Annotated in this window: 11 protein-coding genes; all 11 read right to left on the bottom strand. The window is 70.3% G+C overall.

Going from position 1 to position 14,037, the window contains the following annotated elements; genetic code table 11:
- Positions 1–4: 4 nt before the first annotated feature.
- Positions 5–1,441, bottom strand: coding sequence for a 3-carboxy-cis,cis-muconate cycloisomerase (gene pcaB, locus ACWGI2_RS41650; protein ID WP_453701252.1), 1,437 nt, complete (start codon positions 1,439–1,441; stop codon positions 5–7).
- Entirely contained in the window at positions 1,431–3,389 is a 1,959-nt protein-coding gene (locus ACWGI2_RS41655) for an FAD/NAD(P)-binding protein (protein WP_453701253.1), read from the bottom strand. Before ACWGI2_RS41655 ends, pcaB begins: the two co-directional genes overlap by 11 nt.
- A 97-nt stretch (positions 3,390–3,486) precedes the next feature.
- Entirely contained in the window at positions 3,487–4,464 is a 978-nt protein-coding gene (locus ACWGI2_RS41660) for a 3-oxoacyl-ACP synthase III family protein (RefSeq protein WP_453701254.1), read from the bottom strand.
- A 55-nt stretch (positions 4,465–4,519) separates the two neighbouring features.
- Positions 4,520–5,695 carry a hydroxymethylglutaryl-CoA synthase gene (locus tag ACWGI2_RS41665; protein WP_453401053.1) on the bottom strand — a complete coding sequence of 392 codons (1,176 nt, stop codon included), beginning with the start codon at positions 5,693–5,695 and terminating at the stop codon, positions 4,520–4,522.
- Entirely contained in the window at positions 5,685–6,755 is a 1,071-nt protein-coding gene (locus ACWGI2_RS41670) for a hydroxymethylglutaryl-CoA reductase (protein WP_453701255.1), read from the bottom strand. The genes ACWGI2_RS41665 and ACWGI2_RS41670 overlap by 11 nt, the downstream gene beginning before the upstream one ends.
- The gene (gene fni / locus ACWGI2_RS41675; RefSeq protein WP_453701257.1) at positions 6,752–7,843 is read right to left on the bottom strand and encodes a type 2 isopentenyl-diphosphate Delta-isomerase; all 1,092 of its coding nucleotides are present in this window, start codon (positions 7,841–7,843) and stop codon (positions 6,752–6,754) included. The genes ACWGI2_RS41670 and fni overlap by 4 nt, the downstream gene beginning before the upstream one ends.
- Complete coding sequence (locus tag ACWGI2_RS41680; protein WP_453701259.1) at positions 7,840–8,976, bottom strand: phosphomevalonate kinase; 1,137 nt, start codon at positions 8,974–8,976, stop codon at positions 7,840–7,842. The genes fni and ACWGI2_RS41680 overlap by 4 nt, the downstream gene beginning before the upstream one ends.
- Positions 8,973–10,028, bottom strand: coding sequence for a diphosphomevalonate decarboxylase (gene mvaD / locus ACWGI2_RS41685; RefSeq protein ID WP_453701260.1), 1,056 nt, complete (start codon positions 10,026–10,028; stop codon positions 8,973–8,975). Before mvaD ends, ACWGI2_RS41680 begins: the two co-directional genes overlap by 4 nt.
- A complete protein-coding gene (gene mvk / locus ACWGI2_RS41690; RefSeq protein ID WP_453701262.1) occupies positions 10,018–11,025 on the bottom strand; it encodes a mevalonate kinase in 1,008 nt (335 codons plus the stop codon). Before mvk ends, mvaD begins: the two co-directional genes overlap by 11 nt.
- Before the next feature lie 78 nt (positions 11,026–11,103).
- Positions 11,104–12,330 carry an acyltransferase family protein gene (locus tag ACWGI2_RS41695; protein ID WP_453701264.1) on the bottom strand — a complete coding sequence of 409 codons (1,227 nt, stop codon included), beginning with the start codon at positions 12,328–12,330 and terminating at the stop codon, positions 11,104–11,106.
- Between the two features lie 494 nt (positions 12,331–12,824).
- The gene (gene metK, locus ACWGI2_RS41700; protein WP_453701266.1) at positions 12,825–14,036 is read right to left on the bottom strand and encodes a methionine adenosyltransferase; all 1,212 of its coding nucleotides are present in this window, start codon (positions 14,034–14,036) and stop codon (positions 12,825–12,827) included.
- Between the last annotated feature and the right edge of the window lies 1 nt (position 14,037).

Consider the following 14,037-nt stretch of genomic DNA (forward strand, 5'->3'; position numbering starts at 1 on the left):
CCCGCTACGCGTGCCTGGGCGGCAGCGACCGGGACAGCGCCCGCTTCGCCAGCGGACCCGCGGCCCCGGTGTACGCCTCGGGCGCGAACAGGTCGGTGAGCCCGGCCTCCGCGAGGACGGCCGAAGCCCGGTCGTCCTTCCTCAGTACGTCGGCCAGGGGCTCACCGGTGCGCGCCGACCGCACGGACGCTTCGTTCAGCAACTCCCGTGCCCGCGCCTTGCCCAGCAGTGGGGCCAGTACGGCGGCGATCCTCTCGGAGACGATCTGCCCCCCGGTGATCTCGGTATTGGCACGCATGCGTTCGGTGTCCACCGACAGCTGCGAGGTGAGCTCCACCGCCTGGTGCGCCGCGCCTCCGGCCAGCCGCAGGAGGGCGCGCAGCGACTCCCACTCCGCGTGCCAGGCACCGGCGGACCGCTCGTCCTCGCTCAGCATGCAGCCAAGGACGGTCGCCGCGAGCTGCGGAGTCTGCAGAGCGGCGGATCTGATGGCCGTGGCGAGGACCGGGTTGCGCTTGTGCGGCATCGCCGAGGACGCGCCACGGCCCGCGGGCGCCGGCTCGTGCACCTCCGCGACCTCGGTCCGGGTCAGTGACAGCACATCGACCGCGATCTTGCCCAGGGCGCCACAGGTGAACGCGGCAGCCGTGGCCACATCCACCACCGGGGTACGCAGGACGTGCCACGGCAGCAGCGGGGCAAACAGCCCCAGTTCCGCCGCGAACGCCTCCGTGAGGTCCTGGACGTAGGCGGCGGGTTCGGCGCCCTGCGCGTGTTCGAGGTAGCCGGCCAAAGTCCCGGCGGCGCCGCCGAGTTGGACGGGCAGCCCCTGCGCGCTGATCCGGTCGAGCTTCTCCACGGCGTCCAGGACGAGGTGGCGCCAGCCCGCGGCCTTGCAGCCGAAGGTCGTGGGCACCGCGTGCAGGGCCAGGGTGCGGCCCGCCATCAGGGTGTCCCGGTGTGCTCCGACGAGCGCGGCCAGTGCTTCCTCGACGCGTTCGAGATCGGCGCGGATCAGCCGCAGGGCCCGCTGGGCCACCAGTACGGTCGCCGTGTCGAGGATGTCCTGGCTGGTCGACCCGCGGTGCACGTACACGGCAGCGTCCGGGTCGTGCGTCGCGACCAGGGCGGTGAACTCTCGTACCAGTGCCACGACCGGGTTGGCGGACTGGCGCGCCTGTGCGGCCAGGGCCGGCAGATCGAGACGGTCGGCCTGCGCCAGCTCCGTGATCACCCGCGCGGCCGCTTCGGGCACCGTGCCGAGCCGGGCCTGCGCCCGGCTCAGCGCCGCCTCCGCGTCCAGCATGGCCTGGAGCCACGCCCTGTCGGACACCGCGGCCACGATGGGCGCGTCCGCCCAGACCGGCGAGAGCAGACCGGAGTCCAGCTGCGCCGGAGCCGCGGCAGGCGTACCCGCGGCGAGGTAGGTGTCACTTGGCATGAATGAGTCCCCGTCCTGTGTGAACGTCCTGTCCGTGCGCGGTATCGCGGGCGAGTGCCGCGCGGGCGATGGCGTCGGCGTCCGTGAGCGTCACCGAGTTGACCCCGGGCCGGATGCCCGCGGCCGTCACCCAGTGCACCGACTCCGTGGGCACCCCGAAGGCGAAGCGGCGCGGATGCGGATGTCCCGCCGCGTCGATCAGGCGGAACGGCCGCTCGGTGACGGCCATGCCGTCGGCTTCGTACATCTCTCCGGACCGCTTGCGGATGCGGTAGGTGGTGCACTGTCCGGTGTCCCGCAGATGGCGCAGGAGTGTGTCGTCCGTGCGGCTCAGGGTGATCACGGGCAGGCGCGCTTCCACGAGCGCGTCCACCCGGACCGCCGAACCGGGCACGAGCGGTGAACTGACGGTGTATCCGGTGCGGTCGGCCTCAACCCGCATGCCCGGCCCGACGATCCGCAGGACGTCGCACTCGATCAGCGCGATCATCTCCTCGACGCGCCGGGCGGGCGGACCGATCGACAGGTGCGCGTTGAGCGGGGTGTACCAGCCGTCCAGGTGGGCGCGGTACGAATCACCGTGCAGACCACCGTGGTCGACGGCGAGGCGGATCTCGTTGCGCAGGTCCCGCAGCACGTCGAGTGCCGCCTTGAGCGGACCGCTGACGTTCCCGGACCTGGCCTCGGTGACGTCCTGGCGCAGGTGGTCGAGGAGCCAGCCGGTGAAGTCCCCCGGTCCCGCGAACTCCCGGTTCAGGTAAGGACGGGCGAGCAGCTCCCAGTCCCAGCGGTCCTTGTCACCGATGCCGTAGGCCTCGAGGACGGCGTCGGTGAGCCGCTCCGCCCCGCGGGCTTCGAGGTAGTCGGCCTGGAACCGCTGTGCCTGGTGGGTGTCTCCACGCGACCTGAGCAGCGTCGCGTAGTAGACGGCCTCGACCTCCCTGGAGATCAGCGGCCACAGATCGTCCTTGAAGTCCAGACCGGAGCGGCCCCCGGTCCTGCGCAGCCGCGCGACGTGCTCGGCGGTGAGCAGGAGCGGCTCGTGACGGCCGTGCGCGCCCTTCTCGTTCTCGCCCCTGGCCTGATACGGGACGCCGCGCCGCGACCCAGCGTAGAGCCGGGGCTCCTGACCTGACGAGTGGTAGACGAGCCGTCCGCCGATCCGGGTGAAGGAGCCGCCGCGGCCGACGGTGAGCTGGGCCATGTAGTCGAAGAAGTTCAGCCCGAGTCCGCGCAGCAGCACCTTCATGCCCGGCGCGAGGACGTCCAGGTCGACGTCCGCCGGGTTGGCCGGCGGGAGGTGGATGAGATTCCACTGGGCGGCGCGGGCGGCGAACTCCCGCTCGGCGGCGTCGGGTCCTGCCGGCAGATGCCCCTGACAGAGGATGACGGCGTCGAGCCCGGTCAGCCGGGCTCCGTCACCGAGCACCACGGTCTGGCGCGTCCCGTCCCCGGTGTCCGGATCGTCGTCCAGGGCGACGGCGCGGGAACGGTGCACGGTGATCGTGAGGTTCGTGGGTGCGCCGTCGACGATGCGCTGAAAGGCCCACCGCAGGTACCAGCCGTAGAACGAGCGCGTCGGGTAGGTGTCGGGACCCAGCTCACGGGCTTCTCGCAGTACGTGCGCCGGGTGGTCGCCGCCCAGCTCGCCCGCCACGAGCGTCAAGGCCCACTCGTGCAGGCTCGGTCCCGGCTCGAGCGGGCCCCTCATGTCCACGGTGGCGTCGGTGAACACGGATATCTGTCCGGCCACGGTGTTCATGAGCAGGTGACGGGACTGGTCGGTCCGCCACACCTTGCCGGGCCCCGGCGGGTAGGGGTCGACCACGTGGACGTGGACGGCGCCGTCCTGGGGCTCCGAACGGGCGTTGGCGCACAGTCGCTCGAGCACGGACAGTCCGCGCGGTCCGACACCTATGACGCACACCGTGTGATGTCTCGCTGTCATGACTAACCGTTTCTGCCGATATCGGGCACGGGGGCGAAGGCCCTGCTCCGCACGGAGACGCACCAAGACGTCAGGCGCGCCGCGGCCTACCGCCCTTTCACCACTCGACCAGTGCGAATCCCGCCGCCATGCCGCCGCCGAAGCCGGCCAGGAGGATGAGGTCGCCCGGGCGGAAGGCCCCCGCGCGGGCGGCCCCGTCCAAGGTGATCGGGATGGACGCGGCGCCTGTGTTGCCGTAGCGCGTCAGAGTCCGGTGCAAGGTGGCCTTGGGCAGGGCGAGCTCCGCGAAGACCGTGTCGAGCAGGACGCCGTTGGCCTGGTGCGGGACGAAGTGGCTGATGTCGTCGGGGACGACACCGGCGTCGTGCAGGAACTGCTTGGTCAGGGTGGGCAGCCGGTCCTCGACGAAGCGGCGCACCCCCCGCCCGTCCATCGCGAAGTACTGCAGCCCCGCGTCGAGGGCGGCCTGGTCGCAGGGCAGCCGGCTGCCGCCGGCGGGCACCTGGATCAGATCTGTCAGTTCGCCGAACGTGTGCAGCGTGAGGTGCCGGATGCGCGCGCCCCGGCCGCCCGGGCCAAGGACCATCGCGCCGGCCCCGTCGCCGAACAGCACGACCGTCCTGCGGTCGGCGGGGTTCAGGATGCGCGAGTACAGGTCGGCGCCGATGACCAGCGCGTGGCCGCCGTGCCTCGCGAGCACGCCCTCGGCCGCGGAGAGCGCGAACACCTCACCGGAGCAGACGGCGTTGACATCGAACGCCGCCGCTCCCGTCGCGCCGAGGTTGTGCTGCACGTAGGCCGCGGTGGGCGGCTGCGGCCGGTCGGGGGTGGAGGTGGCGACCACGATGACCGACACCTGGTCGGCGCTGATGCCTGCCGATGCCAGCGCGGCGCGTCCGGCTGCCGTGGCCAGGTCCGATGTGGCCTGGCCGGGGGCGGCCCAGCGCCGTTCGCGGATGTCGGTCTTGCGGACGATCCAGGCGTCGTCGACTCCTGCCGCCGCACTGACTTCGTCGTTGGAGACGATCCGGTCCGGCACATAGGCCCCTGTACCGAGAATCCCGATGTCGGTCATGCGCCTGTCCTCTTTTCAGGGGGACTTGGGTGGGCTGGAACCTCTGGAATCTCGCTCAGTGCCGTTCGTAGATGCGCTTGTGGCCGCGCAGCGCCGCCAGCCGGAAGGTCCCGCTGGTCTGCTCCTGCGTGGGGTGGTCACCGCCGTCGGCGGGGAACGAGTGCTGGTGCAGCCAGCGGTAGGCGGCGTAGTCGAGCGGCCGGCGCCGGTCGATCGCCTCACGGTGCGCCTCGGTCCGCAGGTGCTGTTGGTAACCGGGGACGACGCTCCCGGCGAAGAACTCGGCGACGCTGCCGGATCCGTAGCTGAGGAAGCCGATGGACTTGCCGGTCAGGTCGTCCGCCTGGTCGAGCAGCGCGGCGAGGCCGAGGTAGACCGATGCGGTGTAGCTGTTGCCGATGACCGCGTTGTAGGCCGTGGTCTGCCCGATGGCGCGCTTGATCTCGGCGTCGTCCGTGTCGTATCCGCAGGTGTTGAGGAGGTGGCGGTGCGCCTTGTAGGCCATCTTCGTGAAGGGCTGGTGGTAGCAGAACGCGCTGAACTCGTCGAGCGCGTGACCGCCCCGCTCCGTGTAGTCCTTCCACGTGCCCTCCACCGCCTGGAGGTACGCGGTGATGGACTCCTGCCCGTCGACCAGGGCGGCTTCGCGGTAGTTGGGCCGCCAGAAGTCCATGACGTCGGCGGTGAACAGGCCCGAAGGGCCCTCGATGCGCACCAGAGCGGGGTCCGGGCCCACCAGCATGGCCACCGCCGCCGCGCCCTGGGTCGCCTCGCCCGGGCTGTCGAGCTCGTACTTGGAGATGTCGCTCGCGATCACGAGCACCCGCTGCGTGGGGTCACGGTGCACGAGGCCGATGGCGAACTGCAGGGCCGCCGTCGCTCCGTAGCAGGCCTGTTTGAGTTCGACGACCCTGGTGGCCGTCGGCAGCCCGAGCAGTGAATGGACGTACACACCGGCCGACTTGGCCTGGTCGATGGACGACTCCGTCGCGAACACGACGGTGCGTATCTCGTCGGTGCCGTGCCGGGCGATGATGGGCGCGGCGGCGGCCGCGCCCAGGGTCACGATGTCCTCGTCCTCGGCGGCCACGCTCATCGACCGCTGGCCGATGCCCACATGGTATTTGCCGACTTCGGTGCCGTTGTGTTCGGCGAGCGCCGTGTGCGGCAGGACGAACTCGGATGTCGCGAACGACAGATCGTGGATTCCTATGGCGGCGTCACTGGCCATGTCCTGCACCGACCTTCATCTTGTTGTCGCGTTCCAACTGGACGTGTGCGCGCATGAGTTCACCCGGGTTCGTCTGCGCCGCCAGGAGCGAGAGTTCGCCGCACAGCACGGTCGCCGCCGCGATGACCGCGAGGCGGCGCGCGTTCTCCCCGGGGACGCGGTCGGCCTTGCAGCCGAGCCGGGTCAGGTTGGTCTCCACGAATCCGAGACCCTTGCCGTTCCCCACGGTGCCCACGATCAGGTTCGGCAGCGTGCAGGAGAAATAGAGGTCGCCGTCGCGGTCCTCGGCCATGGTGACGCCCTGGGAGCCTTCGACGATGTTGGCCGCGTCCTGGCCCGTCGCCAGATAGAAGCCGAGCAGCATGTTCGCGAAGTGGGCGTTCGCCGAGCGGATACCACCGGCGAGCAGGGTGCCGAGCAGGTTCTTGCGTATGTTCAGCTCGACCACCTTCGCGGCCGACGTGTGCAGTACTCCCTCGACCACGTCACGCGGCACGAGGAGCTCCGTCACCACGTTCTTGCCGCGTCCGAGGATGCCGTTGACCGCGGTCGCCTTCTTGTCGGTGCAGTAGTTTCCCGAGATCGATCCGTAGGAGATCCCCGGGACGGTCTGCAGCAGGTGCTTCAGGAGCGCGTCGGACGCGAGCGTCGCCATGTTGTGCCCGGACGCGTCGCCGGTGGAGAACTCGAACCGGATGAACAGCAGGTTGGCCGTGATCTCGTGCCGGATGCCGATCAGTTCGGCGAACCTGCTGCACGTGCGCACGACGTCGCGCAGCTCCTGGATCCGCGCCTCGATGGTCCGCGCGGCGGTGTACGCCGTCTGCGCGTCCACCGCTTCGACGAGCACCGAACGGGTCATCCGTTCGTCGACGAGGGTGGCGACGATGCCGTTCTCGGCCAGCATGGAGACCTTCGCCCCGCGACCGACGGAGGGCCACAGCGGCGTCTCGTAGGTGGCGAGGGGGACGTGGGTCTCGGTGGTGGCGACGTTCCCCGAAATACGCAGGGGCCCCACCCACTTCATCGGGACCCCTGCTGTCGCGTGTGCGTCGGTCATCGTGTACTTCCCATCAGTTCGTCGGGGGCCCCGACAGAGCGGGAACGCCGGGCGAGCGACCTCGTGTCGATGCCTCGGTCGATGCAGAAGGTGCGGAGGTCTCCGTGGACCGTCAGATCGCAGCGCGTCAGATCGGCGGGGCTGCGCGCGCCGAGCATCGTCTGCAGCGCCGCCAGTTGGTCGAGCCAGGTCGTGATCTGCGCGATCAGCGCCGTCACGCCCTCGTCCAGGAGCGTGCGGAGGAATCCCCCGGAAACGCCGACTCCAGAGGCTCCGAGCGCCAGTGCGCGCACGACATCCAGGGGGTTGCGGACACCGCCGGACGCGAGTACGGGGATGCCGGCGTCCCGCGTGTCCAGGAGGCTGGCGGGTGTGGAGAGTCCCCAACCGTGGAGGTGCGCGTAGTCGGCGAACTCCCGCCGGCCGTTCTCGATGCGGGCGAAGTCCGTACCGCCCCTGCCGCCGAGGTCCGCCACCCGTACGCCCAGGTCCCGCAGCGTCAGGACGGTCTCACGGCTCAGCCCGAAGCCGACCTCTTTGACGATCACGGGGACGTCGACGGCCGCCGCGATCTTCTCGATCTGCGGGACCCAGGACGAGAACGACCGGTCGCCCTCCGGCATCACCGTTTCCTGCACCGTGTTGATGTGGATCTGCAGGGCGTCGGCCCGCAGCAGGTCGACGGCCCGCTGTGCCTTCTCGACCGAGGCCGTCGCGTTGACGTTCGCCAGGACGAACCCGTCCGGGTTCTGTGTGCGCAGCACGCTGAACGTGCCGGCGCACGAGGGGTCCTTGAAGTACGCGCTCATGGATCCCGACGCGAGGGGCACGCCGGTCTCGCGGGCGGCGATGGCCAGGTCCCGGTTGATGATCCCGGTCTTCGTGCTGCCGCCGGTCATCGCGTTGATGTAGAGGGGCACCTGCCAGGAGATGCCGGCGAAGTCCGTGGACAGCGAGACGTCCGGCCGGTCGATGCCCGCCAGGGCGTGGTGGACGAACGACACCTCGTCGAACTGGTTGCTTCCGCTGTGCGCACGCTGCTGCTCGGCGGCGAGGCGGACGTGGTCATCCTTGCGTTGGCCGATCATTCCTCGTTCCTTTCCATCGCGGGACGGATCGGCAGGGGCCGCACCCCGGCCGCGGTCCACCGTTCGCGCAGGCGAGCGGTGTCCGACGACGCCTCGGTGTCCAGCAGGGCGATGCCGCAGTCACCGCCGCCGGCTCCCGAGGGTTTGGCGGCGCCGCCCACGGCCTCGGCGACGTCGCACAGCGCCGTCAGCTCGGTGGTGAAGATGCCGAGGCCGACCTCGTCGTCCAGGCGCGCCAACTCCTGCCGGGCGCACCGGATCCGATGCAGCAGGTCGTGACCGTCTCCCCGCCGGAGCGCGGCGGTCGCGGCGTCCACGCAGTCGGTGGTGGTCTCCAGGAACCGCTGGTGGGACGTGCTGCCCCGCCAGTCCCTCCGCCGGTCAAGGCCGGACACGAGGGACGTGGTGGAAGCCGGTTTCCCGGTCCAGCCGACCTCCAGTGAGAGGCCCTGGGGCGGTGGCAGCCGGCGTACGGCGAAACCGGGCCAGGGCGCGCGCAGCGTCTCCTGAACTCCCCGGCGTCGGGCGAGGTCGAGGACGGCGGCCCGGTCGGGCGAGCGGTACTCGATCCAGCCGCCCCACGTGCTCGCGGCGAGATCACCGCAGGAGGCTCTGGCGTCGATGCCCACCGTCGCGAGCACGGCCAGGCGGAACCGGTCCTCAGGTGTCAGCGCGAGGCCGCAGAAGGAGGCCACGGCGTCGACGGTCGCCACGGTCACCGCGCCGCTCGAACCGAGCCCGAACTTCGTACCGTCCTCGTGCAGAGCGCTGCTGACCGAGATGCTCAACGCGGGTACGGGCAGGCCGCGTTCGGCCAGCAGGCGTCCCACTGTCTCGGTAGCGGACACCACATGGGACTTGGCACCGTGCGGGCTCCATCCGTCGCCCGTGCCGTGTCTGCCGAGCCGGCCGTCCCGCCACTGCCAGTGCGTCCGGTGCGGACCGAGGTCGGAGGAGATGACGACGCCTGCTTCACCGTCTCCGGAGACGGGTCCGGGTCCGGAGACGGTGACAGTGACGTACCGGTCGACGGCGACCAGGATCGCCGGGGTGCCGGGCTCGACCACCGCGTACTCGCCCGCGACGAACAGCTTGCCCGGCGCGTGCCGGACGACGCTCGGCGGGCGGGTCATCGGCCGTCCTCGTGCAGCAGGCGGGCCGCTGGCCCCGGCCCGGCGACGAGAACCGTGCCGTCGGGGACCGCGCCGCGCACGGCCTCGGCCACCCGCTCTGCGTCCTGCCGACGGCAGAGCACCTTGACGTTGGGCCCGGCGTCCATGGTCGCGTAGGCCGGGGTCCCGTCCCCTCTGAGCTGCCGCACCCTGTCGAGCACGGTGAGCGTGGCCGGGGCGAGGTAGCGCACCGCCGGACGCGCCGCGAGCATGGTGGCGTGCATTCCAAGCGCGTTGCGTTCCGCGATCTCTCCCACCGCGTCGAGATCGGCCCGGTGCAGCGCGGCCCGCATCTCGGTCAGGTCGTCCTTGCTGGAGACGGCCCACGCCTCGTACAGCGGTGACGTGTCCACGGTCCGCCGCATGGCCTCGCGGCTGGACACGGACTTGGGTCCCGCGTTGACGACGGCGATGACCAGCGCGGGGTCGATGTCCCCGACGGGCACCGGCTCGGCGTATGAATCCAGGTCCGCTTCCGCGGCCGTGGCGGTGGTGCTGCCCGCGTGCCACAGGGCGAAGCCGCCGAAGAGCGACCGCGAGGCGGACCCGGATCCGCGCCGGGCAAGACGTGACAGCGCGGTGGCGTCGAGGCCGAGTCCGTACGCGGCCGATGCGGCGACGGCCAGCGCGGCGAACCCGCTCGCGGACGACGCGAGGCCCGCCCCGGTGGGGACGGTGTTCTCCGTGTCCACGACGGCGCGTTGGAGCGATCCAGCCCGCTCCCGTACCAGTTCGAGGAATGCGATGACGCGCCGTTGCGCCTCTCCCCGCAGGGGTGCTCCGTCGAGCGTCACCGTGTCGTGCTCCGCCTCGGGAGCGAGCTGGACGCGGGTGGTCGTCGGGAAGATGTCCAGGGTCATCGAGAGACTGTCGGTCCGTGGAATCACGAGCCGCTCGTCGCGTTTGCCCCAGTACTTGATCAGCGCGATGTTCGGGTGCGCGACGGCGGTGGCACTCGCGGCGGTGCCCCGCTCCGGGGAGCGGACCGAAGTGACCCTGTGTTCAGAGCGCATGGTGGCCAGACCCTCTCAGCGGTACGACCCATGTCTGCACGGCACCGGCCTCGTGCAGCCGCCGGGTGACCTCCCTCGCCTGTTCCATCTGGGTCAGCGCGATCACGCAGCCCCCCAGGCCGCCTCCGGTGATCTTGGCTCCGAGGCTGCCCGCGCGGAGCGCGGCCTCGACCAGCGCGTCGATCCGGGTGGTGCTGAGGCCGGCCGCGCGCAGCAGTTCGTGGTTGTCCGTGAGGCACCTGCCGAGCTTCTTGGGCCTGCCCTCGGCGAGGGCTCCTCTGGCCTCGTCGACCAGGTCCGAGGCCCCGCGCACGAACTTCTCCCGCGCTCCGGCATGCCGCTGGAATCCCTCACGCAGCAGCTCGACCGCGTCCTTGGTCCTGCCGACGTCGCCGCTGTCGGCGATGATGAACAATCCGTCGCAGCCGATGGGCAGTTCCTGAACCTCCCCGGCCTGGAACAGCAGGGGGGCGGACGCGCCGACGGCCCGGGCGTCGACGCCGCTCGCCCTCCCGTGCGCGACGCTCTCGGCGGTCTGCACCAGGTCGAACGTCGTGCTCTCCGTCACCTCGCGGCCGAAGAGATCGGCGAGCGCGAGGACGATGGCACGGGCGCATGCCGCACTCGACCCGAGACCCCGGCCCGGCGGAATCGCACAGTCGACGATCACGTCGAGATTCGGTTTTTCGGGCGCTCCTACGAAGGCCTTGAACTCGGCGGCCAGTCGGCCCAGGCTGCCGGAGGCTTCCGTCATCAGCGGTCGCGATGCGGAACCGGTCATCGTGAAGAGGACGTCGTACTGGTCGTCAGCGGGGGCCGGGGACCAGCCGGCGCTTGCCATGACCCTCAGTTGCGGAACCGGCAGCGCGAGCGCAGGAGCGCCGTACACCACCGCGTGTTCCCCGAGCAGGATGGCCTTGGCGTGGGCGCTGCCGGTGCCGATGGACCGCACCCGGTAGTTCTCTGATACCCCCTCCGCCGAAGTCGGTAGAGTCAACGCGCTCAGCTCCCTTGTCGCTTCTGCATGGGGATCGCAGATCCGGAGTTCTGGAGGTCGTGGGGCCGCCGGCGCGGCTCAGACGGCTTTGCCGGTCGGCACGTACTCCGTGGTGCGTGGCACGCTCCGCGCCGCCTTCTCCGGCTCACCCTGCTCGGGCGGCTTCCTGCTGCGGCTCCAGCGGCGCATCACCGGCCGCTCCACCAGGCTGTAGAGCAGCCAGGCGGCCAGCAGGTTCACCGCGAACAGCGCGATCAGCAGCCCGAGGGCCGTGGCGGTGCCGTAGGTACGGCCCTCCAGCACTTCTGGCCTGCCGTAGAAGATCACCAGGACTTGGACGAGATAGAAGGCGAAGGAGACGTTGCCGAGCCACACCATGGTCCGGCCGGCAAGCCAGCCGCCCCCGCCCCGCAGATCGGACGAGGCCGCGGCACAGATGATCATGCCGATCGGAACGATGGTGGTGAGGCTGAAGCTGTACGGGGCCGGGGCGGCGATGGCCGCGTAGTACCCCCCGGCGAAGACGGCCGCCGAGGGCAGCAGGCCGATGCGCGGCCACAGGCCCGCGACGACGATCCGGGCCAGGATCATGCCCAGGACGAACTCGAAGAGCCGCGGCGGCGGGAACGCGTAGCTGAACCACTGCTGGTTCACCGTCAGTTCGAGCCCCGGCAGTCTGGCGTCGCCGGGGATGAACCGCGTCACCAGCGTCACGCCCGCCACACCGGCGACCATGCCGCCGGCGTACAGCCACAGCCTGCGCTCCGCGATCCGTCGCACCAGAACGATGAACAGCGGGAAGAGCGCGTAGAAGAGCAGCTCCGAACAGAGCGACCAGGAAGGGAAGTTGACGCTCTGCACGGTGTCGACCCGGTTGCTGAAGGTGTGCACCAGGAACAGGTTCGGCAGCCAGGCGTGCAGCGGGGTGGCGGAGGCGAAGAGCCACATGGCCAGCGCCCAGGTCACTATGTGGTTGGGATAGACCTTCAGCGCACGGCGCCGCCAGAAACTCGTGATCCGCTCGCCGGGTTTCGATGACCACGCCAGGACGAAGCCGCTGAGCACGAAGAAGAAGGACACGCCGATGTTTCCGGCGGAGTCGAAGAAGTCGGCCAGCGGTTTCGCGACGTCCTGGTCGGCGAAGAAGGTGAAGGGCGCGGTCGGCTGCAGCGGGTTGAAGAGCATGGTGCTGTGTGCGAGGAACACGAGCAGGGCCGCGAGGAATCTGATGCCGGTCAGTGAGGGAAGCGTGGCCGGGCGCCGTGGTGCACCGTTGGTGTCGGCCACGGGTGTGTGTTGTGCCATGTGCGCACTGCCTTTCGGTCAGAGATGCGGCCTGCTGGGAGTGCGCGCTGAACTCGCGAGGGGTGCACGCGACATGGCCGAGGCCGACGAGGCCGATCGATGGCTCGATGACGCGGCGGAGTCGAACTCCGGCTCGCGCGAGGGAAGTTGCCGGGCGGCGTCACCGTGTGGCGGTGCTCGCGCAGTGGGCCCGGCGGCCTGATCAGAAGTGCCCGTGCCCCGGATCGTCGCGAGAATTTCGCGGGAATTCAGCGGCGCCGGGGCGGACTTGGTCCGTCGGCACGCACGCGGAGCACTTTTCGGGCAGGGGGGATGTAGGGGAATAGTGACACGGGTGCCTTCTCACGCATAGAGCCCCTTGAGGTGACGCAGGTCACTCAATGCGGCGGCTTCGCAGAGGTCGGCATCGGGCGGGAAAAGCGGTGCGTGGCCGGGGGAAGACCACGCACCGCCGGCTGTGGCGCCGGGAAGGACCGGCAGCACTTCCTGCTCCCTCAGACCGCCTTCGCCGCCCTGCGCAGGGCGTCGGCGCGGTCGGTGGACTCCCAGGTGAATTCCGGCAGCTCGCGGCCGAAGTGGCCGTACGCGGCGGTCTGGGAGTAGATGGGACGCAGCAGGTCCAGGTCGCGGATGATCGCGGCCGGGCGCAGGTCGAAGACCTTGCCGATGGCGGCCTCGATCCTCTCGACCGCGACGGTAGCCGTGCCGAAGGTCTCCACGAACAGGCCCACCGGCTCGGCCTTGCCGATCGCGTACGCGACCTGCACCTCACACCGGTCGGCCAGACCCGCGGCGACCACGTTCTTGGCCACCCAGCGCATCGCGTACGCCGCCGAACGGTCCACCTTGGACGGGTCCTTGCCGGAGAAGGCACCCCCGCCGTGGCGAGCCATGCCCCCGTACGTGTCGATGATGATCTTGCGGCCGGTCAGGCCCGCGTCCCCCATCGGGCCACCGACCTCGAAGCGTCCCGTCGGGTTCACCAACAGACGGTAGCCCTCCGTCTCCAGCTGGATACCGTCCTGAGCCAGCTCCGCCAGCACATGCTCGACGACATGCACCCGGACATCGGGCGTGAGCAGCGCGTCCAGGTCGATGTCGCTCGCATGCTGCGAGGACACCACCACCGTGTCCAGACGGACCGGCCGGCTGCCCGAGTACTCGATGGTGACCTGCGTCTTGCCGTCGGGACGCAGATACGGCACGGTGCCGTCCTTGCGTACCTGCGTCAGACGACGGGCAAGACGGTGCGACAGCTCGATCGGCAGCGGCATCAGGGTCGGCGTCTCGTTCGTCGCGTACCCGAACATCAGGCCTTGGTCGCCCGCGCCCTGCCGGTCCAGCTCGTCCCCGACACCCTCGACACGGGACTCGTACGCCGTGTCGACACCCTGCGCGATGTCCGGGGACTGCGCGCCGATCGACACCGACACCCCGCAGGAGGCGCCGTCGAAGCCCTTGACCGACGAGTCGTAACCGATCTCGAGGATCTTCTCCCGCACCAGCGCGGCGATGTCGGCGTACGCGGAGGTCGTGACCTCACCCGCGATGTGGACCTGGCCGGTGGTGATCAGAGTCTCCACCGCGACGCGCGAAGCCGGGTCCTGACGCAACAGCGCGTCGAGGATCACGTCACTGATCTGATCGGCGATCTTGTCGGGATGCCCCTCGGTCACCGACTCCGAGGTGAACAGACGACGGGACATG

This window comes from Streptomyces sp. NPDC054866, from assembly GCF_053610745.1.